At 59.0% G+C, this 19,685-nt stretch carries 12 protein-coding genes; 3 read left to right on the top strand and 9 right to left on the bottom strand.

Annotated elements, in window-relative coordinates:
• Positions 1-111: 111 nt before the first annotated feature.
• The 5 genes from Enr13x_RS22720 to Enr13x_RS22700 all read right to left on the bottom strand — a co-directional run bounded on the left by Enr13x_RS22720 (position 112) and on the right by Enr13x_RS22700 (position 8,853).
• Complete coding sequence (locus Enr13x_RS22720) at positions 112-771, bottom strand: hypothetical protein (RefSeq protein ID WP_145389160.1); 660 nt, start codon at positions 769-771, stop codon at positions 112-114.
• Between the two features lie 119 nt (positions 772-890).
• Positions 891-1,229 (bottom strand): hypothetical protein, encoded by a 339-nt coding sequence (locus tag Enr13x_RS22715; protein WP_145389159.1) that lies wholly within the window; start codon positions 1,227-1,229, stop codon positions 891-893.
• A gap of 951 nt (positions 1,230-2,180) precedes the next feature.
• Positions 2,181-2,666, bottom strand: coding sequence for a hypothetical protein (locus tag Enr13x_RS22710; RefSeq protein ID WP_145389158.1), 486 nt, complete (start codon positions 2,664-2,666; stop codon positions 2,181-2,183).
• A gap of 1,313 nt (positions 2,667-3,979) precedes the next feature.
• Entirely contained in the window at positions 3,980-4,777 is a 798-nt protein-coding gene (locus Enr13x_RS22705; protein WP_145389157.1) for a hypothetical protein, read from the bottom strand.
• A 155-nt stretch (positions 4,778-4,932) separates the two neighbouring features.
• Positions 4,933-8,853, bottom strand: coding sequence for an ATP-binding protein (locus Enr13x_RS22700; RefSeq protein ID WP_145389156.1), 3,921 nt, complete (start codon positions 8,851-8,853; stop codon positions 4,933-4,935).
• Positions 8,854-9,232: 379 nt separating this feature from the next.
• On the opposite strand from Enr13x_RS22700, the gene Enr13x_RS22695 reads away from it, so the two are divergent.
• A complete protein-coding gene (locus Enr13x_RS22695) occupies positions 9,233-9,871 on the top strand; it encodes a hypothetical protein (RefSeq protein WP_145389155.1) in 639 nt (212 codons plus the stop codon).
• 250 nt (positions 9,872-10,121) lie between these two features.
• Here the strand turns inward: Enr13x_RS22695 and Enr13x_RS22690 are convergent, their stop codons facing one another.
• From Enr13x_RS22690 to Enr13x_RS22675, 4 genes are all read right to left on the bottom strand, one after another.
• Positions 10,122-11,237, bottom strand: a complete 1,116-nt coding sequence (locus Enr13x_RS22690; protein ID WP_145389154.1) for a non-reducing end alpha-L-arabinofuranosidase family hydrolase — start codon at positions 11,235-11,237, stop codon at positions 10,122-10,124.
• Between the two features lie 388 nt (positions 11,238-11,625).
• Positions 11,626-12,633, bottom strand: coding sequence for a Kelch repeat-containing protein (locus tag Enr13x_RS22685; protein ID WP_145389153.1), 1,008 nt, complete (start codon positions 12,631-12,633; stop codon positions 11,626-11,628).
• The gene (locus Enr13x_RS22680) at positions 12,606-15,803 is read right to left on the bottom strand and encodes a DUF5060 domain-containing protein (RefSeq protein ID WP_231743715.1); all 3,198 of its coding nucleotides are present in this window, start codon (positions 15,801-15,803) and stop codon (positions 12,606-12,608) included. The genes Enr13x_RS22685 and Enr13x_RS22680 overlap by 28 nt, the downstream gene beginning before the upstream one ends.
• Positions 15,804-15,888: 85 nt before the next feature.
• Positions 15,889-17,028, bottom strand: coding sequence for an isocitrate/isopropylmalate dehydrogenase family protein (locus Enr13x_RS22675; RefSeq protein WP_145389152.1), 1,140 nt, complete (start codon positions 17,026-17,028; stop codon positions 15,889-15,891).
• Between the two features lie 263 nt (positions 17,029-17,291).
• Between Enr13x_RS22675 and Enr13x_RS22670 the strand changes: the two genes are divergently transcribed.
• Both Enr13x_RS22670 and Enr13x_RS22660 read left to right on the top strand, forming a co-directional pair.
• Positions 17,292-18,197 carry a LysR family transcriptional regulator gene (locus tag Enr13x_RS22670; protein WP_145389151.1) on the top strand — a complete coding sequence of 302 codons (906 nt, stop codon included), beginning with the start codon at positions 17,292-17,294 and terminating at the stop codon, positions 18,195-18,197.
• A 289-nt stretch (positions 18,198-18,486) separates the two neighbouring features.
• Complete coding sequence (locus tag Enr13x_RS22660) at positions 18,487-19,530, top strand: molybdopterin-dependent oxidoreductase (protein WP_145389150.1); 1,044 nt, start codon at positions 18,487-18,489, stop codon at positions 19,528-19,530.
• The last annotated feature ends 155 nt before the right edge of the window (positions 19,531-19,685 follow it).

Genomic DNA, 19,685 nt, shown 5'->3' with positions numbered 1-19,685 from the left:
TCGTTTTTCTCGGGAAGAGGCGACAATCCCCGAAGATAGGCAGTGGGCGGTCCATTTTAGACACCGCATAAGTCGTGCTTTGGTGCATTTTATCGTCCTGCCGAATGTGATCTACGATTGGGCCATTGATTGCTTGTTCGTAATGTGGTCAATACACCGTTGGGCATATTTGCCGTGCTCCGGCCAACGTTCGGCAGCGTGCTGGTACAAGGCAATTGAAGCGTTCCAATCGCCGCGCATTTCCAAGCTCGATGCTGCCGCGATTGCATCATCCGCATTGACGTAATCCTCGAAGGAACGCTGGCCGTGCTTCCACATTGACCGAAAACGCCCTCCATCCAGGCGCGGAACGAGCGAGAATCTTACGGCGAGAGCGGCGGGCACCGGTGAGAAATAGACCGCAATCGAATACCATTGCCATGCGTCGTACCCAGCGATGATTGCGACGAACCGGCCCAGCCCGAAGTACAATGGCAAGGTTACCGTGACGCCGAGAAGCGACAAGAGCGAAAAGCGGTACATGGTCTGCTGAAGGAAGTAAACCAGTGATGCCATTGCTACAGCAACAAGCAATCCATTCGCTACAATTGCCAACGGATAAACCGTCGAGGGCGGCGGAGGGGGCATTGGCCCGCCAACAGGCATCGGAACTGCGGCCGCCGTAAGGTCGCTCGGCTTAACGTAGTACAGTGGCCAGCCAACGGGGAGCGGAAGCTCGGAAAGGCTCTGGTAACGCGTCGACTCTGAGAGTGCGCCGGTGACAGGATCCACGGAATACGACTCGGAGGGCGCGTCGTTTCCTGAAAATGCGGACCAACCCCAAAGCAGAACTGCCAGCCACGTCAAAGCCGTCCATCGCTTTGGATTCAATGGGCTCGCACGCTGTTGCGTCATACTTGTGCCTCACGTTCATTTGCACGGTGACGTGTGACTTGGCGCAAAGCCGCAAGTCCACCCAAGACTGCAATGGAGTAGCCAGACGCGACCAATGAGTTTGAAAGATTCAGCAGCCATACAATTGGATGGGCTGCCCCAGAGCGAAAGTCATCGATCGTCGCACCTCTCATCGGATACTCTGCCGCAATGCTTCCAAGTGTACCAGCAAGAATCAACACAAAGGCGACACTTAGGAGAAGCGAAGTGATGGATTTGTAGCGACACAGGGCGATCAATGCTGCGACGGCAAAAGTGAAATACGTCAACGGAAGCGCCCATTGGGTAATCTGCATCGGTGCCATCCAAAGGGTCCCGATGCTTGCTGACTCTCCGTCCGGGTTTGCGATGGTGACATTTCTCTGACATCCCAGAGCCAAGAATCCAACGCATGCGTAGACGTAGACGCTGACTTTCAATTGACACATTGAACAGATCTAATTGGTAGCACGGCGGTGCACAACTCCGGAAACACGAACCGCTAATCGACGCTGATGAACGCGAATCTCTGATGCCGTTTCAAACAGCAGACAACGCGAACGATGTGCGATCGATCCGCGCATGTGGAGGAACGGGGATCCATCGGACGCCAAACCTGGTCGACCTCAGGTGGGCCGGTTACAAGTCTGGATTAGAGCGGATCCTGCCAGAGGGTGCCAGTTTTTCAGGCCCAGGCGAACTCGAGCTGAATGGCGGGAACACGGTCTAGTTCGGGTTCCGGCTCCTTTGCACGTATTTGTTCATTTTTCAGGTACCATTCGTACCCAAGTGCGAAAAACCACTACTTATTGCGGTGTCCCAAAAGCGACGCTCCGTCAAGATCCAACGACTCGCGATAGCCGTCCGGACACGCTTTGCATCTTGCGCAACAAGTAGGACGAATGCCATTCCGTCCCAAACCGCGATGGCCAAAAGCGAGTCATTGAAGCCCAGCGGGCTGACAGAGTGTTTGCCGGACCCGTCAGGGCCCGGTGTTCGATGGTGATCGCGGCGCAGGCCTGGAAGGCCGACACAGTGCCTGATCTCACGAGCCCCGAATTGTGTCGGCCCGCTGAGCCTTGGCGACTTTGCGCGAGCACCCTCCAGCAAGTACGCCGGCGCACCAGTCAGACCGCCGCAGATCAATTGCCACAAAAAACACGAGAAGTCGCGAAAAGAGAACGGGCGATCCGTTGAGGGGCGTTGGTTAGCAGTGCGAACAAGAGGGATCACGTGGTCGCCGCGAACGACTCACCACTTCAGAAACGTTAACTCGCGGCCTCCGTTGCGACCGATGGTTCGCTGTCGTAAGCCGTGTCGTTCAGCATTAGCTGCAATTCGGGCCGTGCGGAAGCGAGTGCAGCAAGTATCTCCATCCCGTCGCCGAAATACAAGTCAGAACATGCCACGACAGACCCATCGTGTCTCTCTATCAGCAGAGACTGACTGTCTGACAGGTTGCGCAGGTTGAGGGATGCGATGTGAGAATACGGAATAGCGTCTCCGCCCGCACCTATGCCCGTTGACGACCAAGCAATGGCGTCTTGGTTCAGTTCCAACCATGCGACATCGTTTCTCGCGATCCCAATCCAAACCGCTATCGCCCCTGCAAACAGAAGCAACGACAGCACCAGAAAGACCAGATGCAACTGGATCGCAAGAAAGCAAGCTATCGCCAAAGCGATCAGCACGACGCCCGACCAAATCTGAAAGAGCGACCGGTAGCGAAATTCGTAGCGGTAGATTGATGTCATCTTGCTACAGTCGGGTAAAGTCGACCGTTCACCGCGGCACGGCACGGCGGACGACATGGTGTTTTCAGTTGACGCCGCGACCGTGCTTGCGTGTGCAACGGATGGTTCGCGCTTTCGGCCTCGATGCCAGCCCGTGCCATCGCCGCTGATGGCCAATGTACTCGATCGGAAACGCCGTGGAAAATTTTGTGTCCCAATCAACGGTCGGGCCTTCAGTCGCCGATTTGTCTTAAATCGTACTCCTGCTCAGCATTGCGGTACTCGTACTCGACCGTCAGGCGTTGGTTTGTCTTCCTCGGCCAAGCCGGGAGCGCCGTCCGACCTGACGCGTTTGCCCAACGGGCATGCACGACCAAACCGACGCCACCAACGCAGCGTCCACGGCATCCCGTAGGGATTGCAGCGAGTAGCCGGAGGTCAGCGCAGCGCCACCTCCGGGCCACGCGCCCAATCCTCCCCTCGACCCCGGACGGGGTCGCAGCAAATCCCACCACCCCGCCGAGCGCAGCCTGCTGCAAAACGGAAACCCCGAAGACCGTCCGAACCATCGGGAGCGATCGCTGGGGCAAGTCGTTTTCGAACCGCGGGGACTCAGAAAGAAGGTAGGAAAATTGCAGGTAGGAAAATGGGTGGCTGAAGAACGAGACACCCGGCAAACCCCGAGCTCTCTTTTCCTACCCCAAATTTTCCTACCTTCATCTCCAGCCGAGGCATCACCCGCGGGGCATCATCAATACAACCGCGCCTCTTCGCGTTGGACGAGGCATTTGTTGATGGCCGTTGGCCAATCCCTCTGCTTCTCGTTTGCGGACCTTGGGCGATGCCCAAGGCGATGGATGTAAACGGCCGTTGGCCGAAACCATCCACTCAGAACAGATCTGACGTGCATACGATGTGTCGATACATGCCCCCTTTGGGAGAATCGAGCGCAGCGAAGTGAGGGTTTCGGTTGCTGCTTGGCCGCGCCGACCAATCTTGAAGTGAACACCGCGATTCACCGCTCGACCTCCCCTCGCTGCGCTCGACCCTCCTGCCAGGAGGGTGACTTTAGAGCTGCACGACCTCATCGGGCAGGAGAACCTTCGGTCCCCGTCCATGGCGGTGCGCTGTTGCGACTGAAGTTCGGTGTACCCGCGGACGACGGCCCGGAAGGGCCGTCGTACTTGAAAAGCGGACCGTTGTACGACGTCCTTTCTAGGTCGTCGTTGGGAGTCCAGCGGACGACGGCCCGGAAGGGCCGTCGTACTTGAAAAGCGGTCGTCCTTAGGCTGGACGGTCCGGTAAGCCTGGACACCAACGGGGGCGGATGCAGGTTAGATCTGTGGCGCCGGTAGGGTTTCCATCGGCAGGGTGTCGCTCGGTGAGTGCGTTGACTCATCGACGGTTTCGACTTGTTGTTGCAGCAGTCGCCGGGTCGGTTCGAATCCCGGCGCGGTGGCGATGGGTTTTAGCGCCGGACTATTGAGGATCCCGTCGTAGTGTGAGAGCAATTCTCGCAGCTCGGGTGAATCGCCCTGGGCGATCAAGTCGTCGACACGGTCCGGGGCCAAAAACTCCATCCATGCTTCTCCATCTTCCATCGCCGACAGGCTGGCGATCAATCGCTCCGGAGCCGACTCGGTCCGCGAGAGACTGCGTGAGGAGGGATGCCGCAGCGCTTCCGGGTTGCCTTGATACAGCCACGGATTTCGCGGCGAGGGATGACTGAATTCCACCTGCGGCGTTTTCAGTGCCAAGGGCGGTTTCCGTCGACCCGGGAAATGACTGTCGTATCGATGTCGCTCGCGAAAGTAGGGATCGTTCAACAGATCCGGTGCTTCGAAACTGCCGAATCGATAGGGATCATAGACGTAGTTGTCGAACCGGTAGGGATCAAACGCCCCGGGACGCGGGTAGTTGTAATCCGGATAGCTGAACACGCCGATGCTGATGCCGCGCGTCGTGGTGGGATACGGCGTCCGATACTTGTTGGGCACGTTGGCACTTGCGTGTGCCCTGGTGGTGGCTCGACCGGAACGCATCGCGCGAGACCGGTTTCCAAACCATTGTGCTTGGGCAAGACCACAATCGATGAACAGAAACGCGACCAGGATGACGGATAGACGACTCATGGGAACCCCGCAGGTGGACGTTGCAAATCTCTGCGGAAGCATAGATTGCACCTTGACCGTGCAGGGCGACGATTGACGCGGCGCTAGGTCGATTCATGCTTTGTCGGCGGAACCAACGGTCACCATCGGGACGACCAAATCTTTTCCGAAAAGATTCAAGGTGTCGTCGCGGCCAGCCGACGGTCGAGCAATTCACGGACTCGCGAGGCCAACGTCGCCGGAAGAAACGGTTTCTTCAGACAGGGCACATCAAGCTCGTCCATCGCGTGCTCGGAGCCCGCATCGGCGTGACCGGTGATTAGCATGATCGGTAAATCCGGTCTCGTCTTGCGGATCCATTTCAACAACGCCGTTCCGGTCATTCCAGGCATCAAGACGTCTGAAATCACCAGATCAAATTCACCATCGGATTCAATCTTGCGTTTAGCGTCCAAGCCATCGACAGCGGCGACGACATGGTACCCGTAATGTCGCAACGAATTGCACGCCAGGTCGCGGATCGCCTGTTCGTCTTCGACCAACAAGATCGTCTCGTTGCCTTTGCTGGGTTCCTGGCCGGGCGTCTGGGGGCCCGGCTCGTCGCCCTGTTCTTTGGTAGCGGGAAGAAAGATTTTGAAACGGGTCCCGCGGCCAACTTGGCTGTCCACCGAGATCTGGCCGCGAAACTGTTGGACGATGCCGTAGACGATCGCCAGCCCCAGGCCCGTTCCTTGGCCGTGCGGTTTGGTTGTGAAGAATGGATCAAAGATCCGTTCACAGGTCGCCGCGTCCATGCCGTGGCCGGTGTCGGCGACTTCGAGGACCACGTGGGGACCGGGAGCATCGAGACGGAGTTCGGGCACGGGGTGGTCGGTCACGTCAACGTTGGACGCATGGATGCTGAGTGTTCCTCCCTCGGGCATCGCGTGGGAGGCGTTGATGGCCAGATTGACGAAAATCTGTTCCAGCTGACTCTCATCGCCGCGGATGTTGTCAAGATCTTCGGCGACGTGATACTTCACGGCCACCGACGCATCGACAACGCCTTGCAGCAACGGTTCCAATCCCTCGAGCACCTTGCCGGTCTGGACGATGTCCATCTTGTTCGTCGACGCGCGGCTGAAGGTTTGGATCTGGCCGGTCAAGTGGCGTCCGCGTTCGGCCGCGTCCAAGATCATCTGCACGCCTTGATCCACCGCGGGGTCACCCTTGGCACTGAGACGGACAAACTCGGCGCCGTACATCACGACCGCCAAAAAATTGTTGAAATCATGCGCGATTCCACCGGCCATGCGGCCGACCGCTTCCATCTTCTTGGTCTCCGAGAGCTGTTGCTGGAGATCGACGAGCGTGGAGATGTCACGAATGATGACCTGGTGTCCGATCTGATTCCCGCCGGCGTCGGTTCGCGTGTTGACCGACAAGATCGCGTCAAAGGGTTTCCCATCGAGGGTTTGCATTTTAAAGCGGCTGCCGCGGAGATGATTGGTTTTGCGCAACTCCGATTCAAACCGATCCGCTTCGTCTTGGTCCACAAACAGGGTCCGCAAATGAGCGGTCGAGGGTCCGGTTTGCGCCAACAGTTCTTTCCCGACATCGTTACAACTCTGTAACGTCCCATCGTCCGCGAACAGACAAATCGCATCCTGAGAATCTTCAAATAGCAGCCGGAATTCGCGCTCGCTGGAGACAACCCGATTGGTCTTGCGGGCGACCTCACGCTCCAGACCGCGGGCCATTCTGCCGACCCTGGCCCAGTTAAAAAACGCCAACAGTGCCAAGGCGAGGATCGAGGCAAATCCGATCGCAACGACCGGTTTGAACCAGACTTTCGATTGCAACGGCACCGGCAACACGCTGAAACGGAACGTCGCGGGTGTGGGATCGATTTGCCCCGCCGCATCCTCGACGCGAATCTGAACGTGGTGTTCGCCCAGCGGCATCGCGTCAAACGTGATCTCCTCGCCGAGGGTTTCAAATGGCGTCCAATCTTGGCCATCGACCTGGGTGGAGACACGGAAATAGCGTTTCAGTCGTTGGGGGGTGAATCGTTCTAAGCCGCGGACACGCAGATGCAGCGTTTCACCTTCGCTGAGCGTTTGGTCCCCGTGGATGACCTCGGTTTCCGGCGGATGGGTATCGGGGCGATAGCGATAGCATCGCGTCCCCACTGCCACCCACAGCCCACCGGAATCGCCCGCGACGACACGGGTCACGCGCGTGTCAAAGGGCGATGTGGCAATCGGTGGCGGCAGACGCTGCACCCCCGCGGTCAACACTTCGATCTTTCCTTGCGATGACGCAAACAGTTGTTTCCTTCCGTTCTGACCGACGATCTTGCCTTGACGATCGAACATCATGTCCCACTCGCCATCGCGATACCGCGCCAACGCCGCGCGACCGCCCAGATCGCCGCGACATTGCACCCACGCTTCTCCGCCGAGCACGCGAAGCTTGCCCACGGCCGACGACGGCATCGGGACTTCTGACCAGGTCGCACCCAGATCGGTCGTCCGCATCAGCCCAAAAAAACCTGACACAAAAACCGATCCGTCGGCCAGCGCGGTGACACTCGGCGGATGACTGATCTGAGCCCGCTTGGGCAACGGAATCGTTTGGATCGATTCGGTATCACAGTAGACGAGGTGAAACGGCGGGAAATTGTTCGCTCCCAGGATCGCCCAAATTCCGGCGCGCGGGTCCGCGTCGGAGCGACGGACACGAACCCGATCTTCAAAATCGGAAATGTCTTTGACGTGCAATCGATCACCGTCGACCCCGATCAAAAATCGGCGTCGATCGGCATCGGTTGCGGAGACCCAGACCACACCGCGGCCGTCGATTCCCAGCAGCTTCGGCTTGACGTGCCCGGCCAAATCAACCCAGTCGAGACGATCGTTGTTCCAACGGTACAGCTTCTCATCGGACGCCACCCACAGCACCCCGTCGGGTCCTTCCGCAATCGGTGCGGTCAAGTCGGGGTAGTGCGTCGGCTGGCCCGATGCCCATCGCACCAAGCCGCCCTGGCTTTTCTTGAACCAGATTCCTCCCTCTGAATCGCGATGAACCGGACCGCTGACGTTTTGATGCAGCTGCCACTCCGGCTCGATCCTCTCCCAGCGGAGCAGACGCTCCGAACCGGCGATCCAGACCGCACCCTGTTTGTCTTCGAACAGGTAGTTGTTGCCACCGGTGATGTCGGTCAGTTGGCGAGACGCTTCGGTCCAACCCTCGCCGACCCAGCGATAGATCACCGGTCCGCGGCCCGGCGTGCAGGTGAACACTTCACCGTCTCGGGTCGCGACCAGTTTCGCTTGCTCCAGGCCGGCGATCTGATTCGGGATGCGGCGCCACGATCCGTCTTTGAATTGAAAGAAGTGGGTGTCGGTGGCGACGATCAATCCATGCCGGGCACTCTCGACCAAGGACCAAACGTAGGTGTCTTCTTCCCAGAGCCCGGCGTCCTTGAGCGGTTGTCGGAAGCCGTCGTCGGTGAACTCGGCCAGGCCTTGATTGGTCAAGACGAACTGTTGGCCGCTGGAAACTCGGACGTAGTCGGATGTGTAACTGCTGGGCAAGCCGTCAGCCTGGCGCCAGGTCGTGAACTGTCCGTCTTTCATGCGGGTCAGCCCCGCGGTGACATCGCCCTTGGGCCATTGGTCACAACAAAACCAGAGTGATCCATCGGTGTCTTCGACGATGCGACGGATGCTGGGGCCGGCCAATCGGCCTTGCAGCATGCTGTCGTCAAACGTTTCACCGTCAAAGCGTCCTGCGCCGCGGTCCGTGCCCACCCAGAGTGTGCCGTCGTCGGCAACCAGAACACAGCGAACGTAATTGCTCGGCAGACCGTCTGCGGTCGTGTAACGTTTCCAGCGATATCCGTCGTAATGATACAGCCCGTCCGAAACGGCAAACCAAACCGATCCATCGGCGGCGACGTCGGCATGCGTGACGGACTTCTCCGCTAATTCAGCATCATAAAAGAACGAATGAACTTGCCAGTGTCGCGCGATCGGGGCCGGTTGCTGCGCGAGCCCGCTGATCGCGAACAGGGACGCGACGAGCGGAAACAACAGTTGGACGGAACGAAGCATTTTCTGGCGACCCTACGGGGATGGGGCAAGCCTTGTTGTAGTGAACCCTCGCATCGAGAACCACCTCTATGGCCGCTTCGGTTGCCTCGCCCCCGCACCAGAGGTGGGTGGTTTCCCCCGTCCGCGACGTCGCCTCATTCCACGTCGTCGTGCGGATTATTCGCATTCTGGTGGAAACGCTAGCCCGCCCCCGTGAGGCTGGCCCCTCATTCGCCCACTTTGGTGATCGCAACCACAAAGCGATGACCTAATTCATGCCATACCCGCGGATTTTCTTCGGCACGTGCGTTTCTGACGCACTGCTTTGCTGACGCACCGCTTTGATGATGCGTTGCCGTCAATTCACCAACGCGGTCACATGAACACCGAATCAACTTGGATGAGCGCTCCGATGGATGATGTTGCCGAACTTCTAAAAAATTTAAATGTGTGTCAGTCGCTTGTGCGAAAAACCGATGAAGCTTCATCGACGGCCATTCGCCTGCTGACGACCGGTTTTGAAATCCATGCCGATTGCGATTTGGGCGGCCGCCGCATCTCCGATGTGATGAACCAGTCGATCAGCGGCTACATGGAATGCACCAACGCCAGTCTGTATCGACGCGGCCAGGCGATCGATCACATCGGCAGCGTCAAGGTTCGCAAGCCCGAGATCATGATTGCGGGAATCATGGGCAATCACCATGAGGCTGCTGAAAAGCGGATCGGTAGCCGGCGGGCGCTTCAATTGTTCCATGCCGTCGTTGCCATCGATCGTTGGATCGTCCGGGGGCGGTTGCACATGACGAGTAACAAAACCGTCAAAGAGTTTCTGCATGCCAACCGCGACTACTTTCCCGTCGCCGATGCCTGTGTCATCGATGCCGAGTCGCCGGAGAGCCCGCAACAGATGAATGTGGCGATCGTCAATCGCGCCCGCGTGTCGTTCATGGAGATCACGGAATTGGAAGAGTCCGAATCCGCGTCCGATCAATCGCCGGTCGCCCGACTGTTGCACGAAGACGCGGTCGGCGGATAGCTGTTCGCGACGAGTAGACGATGACTCGCTGATGCGAGGTCGCTACCGCCCCCAGACGGCGGCCTCGGGGAAATGGGGGGTGGCAAAACGATGGGGGCAAAATGATGGGGATGGCAGAATGATGGGGATGGCAGAATGATGGGGATGGCGGGTGTTGGCTCCGCGATTCGCAGCGGTCAGAACATGATTCTGCCCCGTATCATTCTGCCAATTCAAACCAGCCTGAACGTCCACGCTCTGGCGAGCGTCGCTACTTTAGAATTCCCAGTCGCCAGGGGATGTCGCCATAACTGCCGCGTTGATATTCCGTGTCATCGGCTCCTTGAAACAGCAATTGCATCCCGTCAGGATCCACTTCCAAACGTTGGTCGTAACCGCTGCGAATCAGTTCGCCGTGGCTGTACGAGGTCGCCCACGATTGGTCTTGATTGACCACATTGATCGGTGAGACGAAGGGCTGCTGGCGGCTTGCCGCTAACGGCGTCCAGGTTCCGTCCAGTCGATCACTGACGAAGCCTTTGAAATACCGTCTGCGGCCGGCTTGGGCTTCGACCACCGTCAGATACGTGTGCCGACCTCGGATCGCGTACGTGTGACTGGCTTCGAAGATGTCGGCTTGCAAGACCACATGGGGATCCGACCAGCCGCGATTCGGGAAATCGTCGAGCGAGGTTTCGGCACGCCACATCTGACCGTTCAGCGTCGTGAAGAACAAATGCGCCTTGTCGTCGTCACAGATGACCCAAAAATCGAGTCCCGCCTTGGCGCCGTCTTTGACCACATACAGCGGTTCGGGACGCGTCCAACGGTCGGGCTGGTCAATCGAATCGTTGGTGGAAAAGCAAGGGCCGTACTTCAAACCACGGGTTTCATCGCTGGCCTGATAGATCAGGTACCACTTGCGATGCGGCTGGAAATAGAAAATCTGTGGCGCACCGTGGTAGCCCATCGTCAGGTCCAACACACTCCAGTCGGCGTCCTTGGCATCGGCCCAGTCGGCAAAGGAAAGGTACCCGATTCGAATCCGGCCATCGCCGGTTTTGCGTTTTCGCAACGTGCAAAACAAATGCCAACGGTCGGCATAGCGCACGATGCTGGGATCTTTCACGGCCAACCAAGGATGCTCGGAAGAGGCCGGTAAACGCTCTGCGTCCACCCCCAAGATCGGCGCCCCGACGCGCCAACGAAAGATGCCCGAAACCAGCGGGTCATCGGCGCTGCGATCCGTCACGGGGCGCGACGCCGCTTTCGCTGTTTCCTGGCCGCTCGCGACCAAGCCCAACGGGAAAGTGGTGACACACAGCAGCACCGCGACACAAGCCACGGCGACGGACCGCAACGCGTTACAAAGGAGACGTCGTTTCATACCCGATCACACCAAGCTTAGGAGGACGATTCGCACACCATCGGATGATTGAGACGGTGCATTGTAGAAGAGTCGGGCGGGCTGTGCCTGCCATCGGTCACGCACAGGGTGACCTACCATTCTTTTAGCGGCAGGGCGCGAGCCCTCCGGTGTGTTGGCAAAGATGCGCAAGCCGGATCGCTCGCGCCCTGCCGCTAAAACCTCGGCAAATGCAGGAATCAATGGTTCACGGCGAAGGGCAAGGCCTGGGAACGAATCTTCAGCTAGGGATGACATTTCCCGCTAGGCGGACCACGACGGCAAACGGTCGGGGCCGCTTGCGATCGTTGGGCGTAACCGCTGCGGATCAGTTGGCCGCGGTTGATCGAGGTCGCCCACAATTGCGTGATCACTGTTGGTATTTTACGACCGGCAATTTGAGTCGTTCAATCGTCGTCAACTCCGGGGACCCGCCGCGGTTGCCCGATCCAGACGCCGTGTAAACGTACTCGCCCATGATCGCGAATCCCGAACCGTGACGTCCGCGATTAAGCTTGGGCCATGACCGCCAAGTACCCGACACCGTGTCAAAGGCTTCGACGTCGTTGTGGGCGGTCTTTTGAGTCGTCTCACCGCCGCCGACGATCACTTCGTTTCGCCAAACGGTGGCCATGTTTCCTGCCCGCGGCGTGGGAAGGATTGGGCTTTCAGATTCGGGAAGCCAACGGGCGCTTCCAAAATCGTACACATCGACCGGCGGCACGACACGGCTAAACACCTCGTTGGTCGCTTTTGACGTCGTTCGGCCGGCGATCGAATACAGACGGTTGGCTGAAACAACTGCCTGAAAGTGATCCCGCGCATGGGGCGCATCGGCCAGCACGTCCCAATCGCCGGTCACCGGATCGTATCGATCCAGCCAAGGTTGGAAACCGTCGATGTGGCCGTTGGTGATGCCGCCGACCAGATAGATCATGCCGTCATGGTAGACCGCTCCGGCACCGCCACGGCGACGACTCTCCGGAATACTGTGCACGAAATCGAAACGGTCTTCATCGGGATAGTAGACGACGATCTTTTCGAGCGGCGTTTCATGAGGGTACGGCCCCGTCATCGCGCCCATCAGATAGATCGCGTCACCCACCACGACAGCTTGAAAATGATGCAATTCCAGCGGCGTCTTTGACTTTGCCGTCCACGTGTTCGTCGCGGGGTCGTAGACGTCGACCGGGTTCACGCGACGGCCGCCGATCAGATACAGCTTGTTCTGGTAAGCCACCAAACTGGCTTCATGGCGGGCCGTCGGGCTGCCGATCGCATCGATGGTTTCCCACTGCCATCGACGGCCCGAGTCAGTCTGTCCTGAGTCAGTCTGTCCTGAGTCAGCGACTACTTTTTTTTTAACACGACCAACCAATCTTGATCGGGATCCGACGGTGCTTTGCCTAGTGACACCGTGCCGCCGCCGGAAACGCTTGTCGTGCCGCCCGATTGCAACGGTCCGCCGTCACGCGGGTTGAACCAGCGGACGTCATAGGTTCCCGCGGCACCGGATAGATCGAGCGACGAGGATCCGCCCTCGCAAAGGTACACCAGGTAGGTGTCGTTCGCTTTGGCGAAACAGTACTTCGTCGGCTTGCGATCGGGATTCCCGATCAGCTCATCGGCGTTCTTCATTTCCCAAAATGGGATTTGATGGTCGTGAAAGAACCCGATCGCGATGCGGCAATAGTCCCAACTCTGGTCGCGGCTGCGCCAGTCTTCACAGACGATATCGTTTTCATCGAACTGGTAACCGAAGTAGTACTCGTTACCCGCACCGCCGGCCATCAGGGTTCCCCATAGCGTTTGTTTGCGGACCTTGTGCTGGGTGTACGCCATCTTGCCCGTCCGGTCGTGTCCGTCAAAGCCGTTGTAGCCCAGATCGGGGCACTGGGCGTGGGCGGCACTGCCGGATTCGTCGAACGCGACGATCCAGGGTTTGCCCGCCTTGGCGGATTCGGAGACCCATTTGGCCGTTTGAGCGTGCGTGGTTTCCAGGCTGCTGTTTTGCAGGGAGACACCGGTGAGTTTTGATCGCTCGCCCAGCAGCGGCCGATAGACCTGGTCCTGTTGGGACGGAAAGGTGTGCACGACGATGTTGTGACCGTAGGCGTCCAAGTCGGCGAGATAGTTGATCATCGCTTGTTGCTGCTCGGTCGTTTGCGTGTTCTCTTCGCCCAGGTTCCAGTTGAGCGCCAGGTTGTGGCCGTAGCGGGCGATCATTTCGCGGCAATACAGTTTGCGTTGCGATCCGAGATTGCCGCCGTCAAGACTTTCCGGAACGCCGCCGGACGCCTTGTGTTTGTTGTGATCGTCGTTTTCGGTTTCCTGCAATTTGAAGTGCAGGTACATGCCTTTGGCGGTCCCGTGATCGAACACGGTTCCCCACTGATCCAGCTTGCTGCAATCGTAATGCAGTTTGTCCTCGCGTTGGATGAAGGGCCAGACGTTGTCGCCATCGCCTCCGGCGTTGTAGGTCAGAAACGAAAACGCGTTGCAGCCTTTGCCGGACAAGTAATTGACCGCACCGATCAGGCCCTTGCCCTTGCCGTCGCCCCAGGTCGGGTCGCCCGGTTTCCAGTCCTGGACGTGTGGTGTCCAGGTTTTGATAGGCGCTTTCCTGGGGTTGCCGGCAATCGTGTTATCAAAGTCGGCATAGGCGAGCAGGGTTTCTGGCGCGTCGGCGCCGACTTTCAGGAAATACTTTTTCGATCCGGCGAATTGCAGATAGTGTTTGCCGACATACGTCAATCGGCCTTGGCCACGCAGGTCGCGGCCGGTCTTGTCGCTCTCGGCGATCGTGAACGATCCACTGGCCCCATCAAAGGGTGCCAGCGGCTTGGAGGCTGCGTCGGAATCGAGCGCCGCCAAGCTGCCTTGATGAAAGGAAACGGTGTAGGTCCATTGGCCGGTTTGATCGGGAGCAAAATGGGCGCGCCAGACCGTGCCGGATTCGGCCGACGTGTTTCCGGCGTTGCCATCGGCGGCGAAGTAGCCCGGCACCGTGTACTCGGTGCCGCCGGAGTGTTTTAGCCGCACCGTCATCCGATAGTCGGTGAACGGATTGGGCTGGTTGTCTTTTTCGTGGGCATAGGGTCCGCTCAGATCCAACGTGACCTTGTGCCAACGCTTCAATTCACCGGAGACGTCGACGCCGGCGTCACCGTTTTCGCCGCGGGGCCGTTGCAGCGGTTGATCGCTGGAGGGTTTGGTGGGGCTGGTTTTCGATTTGGCAGTGGCGCCGTGTTGCGGCTGCGCGGCCTGTTTTGCCAGGATCGGCGCGATCGACTTGGCGGTCGCAGCATCGGCGGCGGTGAAGGCGACGGCCGACCATCGGGCCCGGCTGAACTCTTGCCCGTCCTTGCTGCCGATCGTTGATGAAACGCCAATCATGGCACCTTCGGTGATCGGAACGTTGTTCCAAGTCTTGTGAAACGCTTTGCCTTCTTTGTACATCGCATCGGCGAGCGGATTGGTGTACTGGCCGATTTTCGATTCATCGACCGACACCTCATAACTGGATCGGCCATCGTTTTCGCCGACCGTTTTCAGGGTGATGTTGTAGCGCCCGGTGGGGAACGGAAACGTTTTGGCGGTCGATCCGCGTTTGTGTTGTTCGGGGTTGATCGCCAGCCATTTGCCCTGGTCCAGGTAGTAGCCCGATTTGTTGCCTTCGGCGAATGCGGCGGCGGTTAATTGCAAGGACGCAGCGTCACCGTCGGCTGAGGTTTTGGTGGCTGTCGTCGCCGTGGTGGTTGACGCCGCGCCATTGTTCGTTGCCGCAACCAGCGGGAATGTTTTGGGGAGCGTTCCATGTTTCAGCCGCGGTTCAGGGCCGGCGTCGGCGGGACGCTGGAATTCGCGGTCGGTCGTCATCAAGAACTTGTCGAATTCGAAACCGTCTTCCCGCATCGAAAAATGAATGACGTGCTCGCCCGGTTCGTCGATTTCCAAAAAGATCTTGTACGGTTCTCCGCAGTGCTGTTTCTCGGTGCGTTGTTTGCTTTCCCATCGCCAGGTCTGTTTGCCCTGGCACCACTGCAATCGCTGGCCGCTTTCCGGCCAAGTGCCATCGATCCCCACGTGCAGACCGTTGTCTTCGGATCCGGTCGAATGGGCGCGGACCCAAACGTAGTAGGTCCCCGGTGTGGAGATGTCGACCTTGTAGTGCAGCACGGCCATCGCGCCGGGCTGGGGTGAAAAATTGGTGCCGCGGATCAGTTTGTCGCCGTGGGTGCGACGCGTATCGGGCAGAATTTCCAAGTAGGCGCCACCGCTGGCTCCAGCGACGTGGGACGGATCGCCGTCCGGTGTGATCGACGGCGTCCATTCGGAATGCGTCAAGTAAAACGCACGAACGTCGTCGTCGGTTTGTTTGAAAAAGTGTTCCGCTTCGACGGCCACCAAGCCGTCCTGTTCGGCGAACACGACCGATTGATCGACGATCGGGCGCCGTGCCTGCACAGACGCTGCGGTGACGGCTGCAATGAGCAGCACCAATGTGGTGACGATGCGAGGTTTCAGTCGTGTGGTTCGTCTCATCATGTTTGCCCGGTGGGGAGGGGAGGGAAATCAGGGGAATGGGAAAACGCTTCGTGGGGAACGACGTTTTGGAATCGAGGCGTGGAAATCAAGTGGCGGGGGTGGCGACGCTGCGTGCGTCGTGGCCCGGCGTGTCGCATCCCAACGCGTCACAGACTGCATCGGCGACTTGGGACGTGGTGGCGTTGCCGCCCATGTCGGGTGTGATCACGTTGCCGTCGGTGATCACTTTCTCGACCGCCTGTTCCAAGTCCACGGCCGCGCCCAGACAAACGGCGTCGTTGTGTTTGTCGCCCAGCCAGTCCAACATCATCGCGGCCGACAGTATGGTCGCCAGCGGATTGGCGACGTTCTTGCCGGCCAGTTGCGGTGCGGTCCCGTGGGAAGGTTGAAAGAGACCGTGCTCTTGGCCGATCTCGGCCGAGGGGCCGAGGCCGAGCCCGCCGACCAAGCCGGCTCCCAGATCCGACAGAATGTCGCCGAACTGGTTTTCCATCACCAAGACGTCAAAGTCCCAGGGGTTTTGCACCATGTACAAACTCATCGCGTCGACATACACCGCGTCGGCTTGAATTTCGGGATAGTCTTTCGCGACATCAAAAAAGACTTTGCGAAAGAACGCCATGCTTTGGAACACGTTCGCCTTGTCGACACAGGTGACCATTTTTTTGCCGTCGACGGGACGTCCGTTGCGACGCCGGGCCAGCCGGAAGGCAAAATCCGAAACCTGCGACGTGCCTTTGCGGGTCACGACCAGCGTGTCGGTGGCCACCTCGTCGCCGACCCTGCTGCCGCCGCCGAAGGATGCAAACAGTCCTTCCAGGTTTTCTCGGATGATGACAAAATCGATGCCCGGGCCGGTGTCTTTGAGCACGCCCGGGGCGCCGCGATAAAGTTTGACCGGACGGACCGCCGAATGCACCGCCAACGCACGTCGCAATCCGACCATCATCGTCGGCTGGACTTCGGTGCCGTCGGGGTAGCGCACGTCGGGCAGACCGATCGCGGACAACAACACCGCATCGGCGGCCAAACAATCGTCCAGTACCGCCGCCGGTAGCGTTTCACCCGTGTCGCGATACAGTTCTGCACCCGCGCGGTGTGACGTGAACCCCAGATCCAAACCGTCGATCTGGTTGACCATGTGGTCGAGTACCCGGTGCGTTGCGTCCATGCACTCCGGTCCAATGCCATCGCCCGGCAACAACGCGATTCGATAAGAACTCATACGATTCAAGAGAAGAAGGATGGGGAGGGGAAGGTTGAACGCGAGGTACGAGCGGCCGGGGAGGGTTCGTTGTGGCTCGATTTCACGCCGTCACAACCGATCGACCTCCCCTCGCTGCGCTCGACCCTCCTGCCAGGAGGGTGACTTCAAGTTTTGTGACTTGCGTCGCCACGAGTTTTGAGGTGCCAATTGTAAAACCTTTGGCTCATTCGTTACAATATAATAGTCTGAAACATTCATTTGGTATTTCTGAATGGTCCGTCATGCCGCGTTCGATCCAGTCCGAAGATTTGAATTTCGCTCAACTGCGGACGTTTCAGTTGGTGATGCAAGAAGGCGGTTACGCGGCGGCGGCCCGCGTTTCGCACCTCTCGGTGCCGTCGGTCTGGCAACACATCCAGGCGTTGGAGAAGGTTTATGGGGTGGAGTTGTTTGCGCGGGCGGGACGGCATGTCGAGCCGACCGCGGCGGCGGAGACCTTGTACGAACATGTCAGTTCGATCTTGGTTCAGGTCGAATCGACATTTGATGTGGTGGCACGATCCTCGATCGACCAAACGATACGTGTGGTCGCCGGGGCGCGGATGATGCTCGAAGACCTTGCGGCTCCGTTGGCGGCGTTTCACAAACGGCACCCCAACCACTTGGTGATTCGTCAGGGCAGCGATCGCCGGGCCGAAGAGTTGCTGATGGACGACCAAGCCGACCTCGCGATGGCCTTGGAACCGGGGCCGGACCGCAAGTCAGCCCACCTTCACTATGAACCGGCCTACACGGTCGAATTTCTGGCGGTGGCGAAGAGATCGCATCCCTACATGAAGTCACGTGCGGCGGGGCTGGAGGAGTTGGCCGAGCACCCTCTGGTGGTCACGTTGGCGGGGACGCATGGAAGAGACGCGCTGGACCAGGCGTTGCACCGGGAAGGTTTGCAGGCCAAGATCAGCGTCGAAACCGACAACAGCGCCTTTACCATCGCCTGTGTCGCCGCCGGCATGGGGATCGGCATCCTGGCCGGCCGCAGCAACGGCGTGTTGAGCAAGAAACTCGCCTCACGATCACTCAGCGACAAACTTGGTCAGCGCAGGATCGTGTTGATGTGGCGGAAGGGACGATTGCTGACCGACCCGATGGTGGACCTGGTCGAACAATTGAAATTGGCGCCGGAGTGACTTTAAGTCGCTGTTGTACGGCGCGTGTGGGTGTCTCGCCAAGACATTCGGCAATGCATCTCGCCCCGCCGAAACGCTGTACCCGTTCCACTACTGTCAAACATAGCGTTGACACACTACCTCTAGCGAGCTCTCCTCATCTCCGTGTCTCCGTGTCTCCGTGTCTCCGTGTCTCCGTGTCTCCGTGTCTCCGTGTCTCCTTGTCTCCTTGTCTCCTTGTCTCCTTGTCTCCTTGTCTCCTTGTCTCCTTGTCTCCTTGTCTCCTTGTCTCCTAATCTCCCCCCCACGCATGAACCCCAAACCGCTCCCTCCCCATCAGCAATTGGTCGGCCGCGATCGTTGGCCCGTCGTCGGCGAACGGGCGCCCCGCCACAGCGATCTTCCGTGGACGATCACGGTTGGCGGCCAGGTGTGGACCGAGCGTCGTGTGGATTTGCACCAACTGGCGACGATGCCTCAAACGACACGACGGATCGATGTGCATTGCGTGACGCGGTGGTCCAAGTTGCAGATGGAGTTTGAAGGCGTTCGGTTTGCGGAACTTGTCGCCGCGCCAAACGGTCAGCCGCTTTGGAATCCGCAGGCCCGATTTGTTTCGTTTGTCGCTCGAAGCGAACGCTCGCATAGCACGTCGCTGCCGCTGCAGGAACTGTTGACCCTGGATCCCTTGATCGCGTTGAAAGCCGACGGCGAATCCTTGTCGAGCGAACACGGCGGACCGGTACGGATGGTCGTGCCGGGCAAGTACTTTTACAAGAGCGTCAAGTGGCTGCAACGCATCGAGTTTCTGTCCGACGATCGACTCGGTTATTGGGAATCCGAAGCCGGTTACCACAACGGGGCCGATCCTTGGAAAGAGCAGCGGTACATCGCCGCGAGTCTGGGAAAGCAAGACGCCGCTCGGCTGATTCGCCAACGTGATTTCAGCGGCCGTGATCTGTTGAGTTTGGAAGCGCGCGGTCTGGATCTGGAAAAGCTCCATGCATCCAACTCGCTGTTGCGCAACGCGGATCTGCGGGAAACGAACCTGCGTCGCGCGGATTTTCGTGGCGCCAATCTTTCCAACGCGCATTTGCAATCCGCCGATCTGCGTGATGCGAACCTTCGCGGGGCGGATTTGGAAGGCGCCGATTTTTCAGCCGCCGACCTCCGCGGCGCCGACCTGCGCGATGCATCACTGTTCGGCGTCAGCTTCGGCGTGGTGAATGCCGACGGCGGGCTTTCGCAGGCTGCCTTGATCGACGCGACGACCAAGATCACCACAACGTCCTTCGACGCGCTGACACCGCAGCAGCGGGCTTGGTTGCGATCGCAATCCGTGACGTTGTTCTAGAGCTTTGTCTGGATTCAACTGCGGCGTTGTGTTTGTTGAGCGGAAAAGGCGGCAGCGACCAATGGCACGGGCATACGTGTTGGTGTACACGCTTTAGCCGCCTACTGTCGCTGCGTCGCAGCGAACGGGAATCGCCTGAAGAGACCGTCCAGCTT

It is taken from the genome of Stieleria neptunia (assembly GCF_007754155.1).
In the GTDB taxonomy this organism is placed as follows: domain Bacteria; phylum Planctomycetota; class Planctomycetia; order Pirellulales; family Pirellulaceae; genus Stieleria; species Stieleria neptunia.
This window is presented reverse-complemented; position numbering and strand designations above follow the sequence as displayed.

What these genes read in the sequence shown, in the direction of transcription:
- Enr13x_RS22700 (WP_145389156.1), bottom strand. Translation starts at nt 8,853, where the DNA reads ATGCTTCGTTCCGTCCAACTGTTGTTTCCGCTCGTCGCGTCCCTGTTC.
- Enr13x_RS22690 (WP_145389154.1), bottom strand. Translation starts at nt 11,237, where the DNA reads ATGAAACGACGTCTCCTTTGTAACGCGTTGCGGTCCGTCGCCGTGGCT.
- Enr13x_RS22680 (WP_231743715.1), bottom strand. Translation starts at nt 15,803, where the DNA reads ATGATGAGACGAACCACACGACTGAAACCTCGCATCGTCACCACATTG.
- Enr13x_RS22705 (WP_145389157.1), bottom strand. Translation starts at nt 4,777, where the DNA reads ATGAGTCGTCTATCCGTCATCCTGGTCGCGTTTCTGTTCATCGATTGT.
- Enr13x_RS22695 (WP_145389155.1), top strand. Translation starts at nt 9,233, where the DNA reads ATGAGCGCTCCGATGGATGATGTTGCCGAACTTCTAAAAAATTTAAAT.
- Enr13x_RS22715 (WP_145389159.1), bottom strand. Translation starts at nt 1,229, where the DNA reads ATGCAGATTACCCAATGGGCGCTTCCGTTGACGTATTTCACTTTTGCC.
- Enr13x_RS22675 (WP_145389152.1), bottom strand. Translation starts at nt 17,028, where the DNA reads ATGAGTTCTTATCGAATCGCGTTGTTGCCGGGCGATGGCATTGGACCG.
- Enr13x_RS22670 (WP_145389151.1), top strand. Translation starts at nt 17,292, where the DNA reads ATGCCGCGTTCGATCCAGTCCGAAGATTTGAATTTCGCTCAACTGCGG.
- Enr13x_RS22660 (WP_145389150.1), top strand. Translation starts at nt 18,487, where the DNA reads ATGAACCCCAAACCGCTCCCTCCCCATCAGCAATTGGTCGGCCGCGAT.
- Enr13x_RS22710 (WP_145389158.1), bottom strand. Translation starts at nt 2,666, where the DNA reads ATGACATCAATCTACCGCTACGAATTTCGCTACCGGTCGCTCTTTCAG.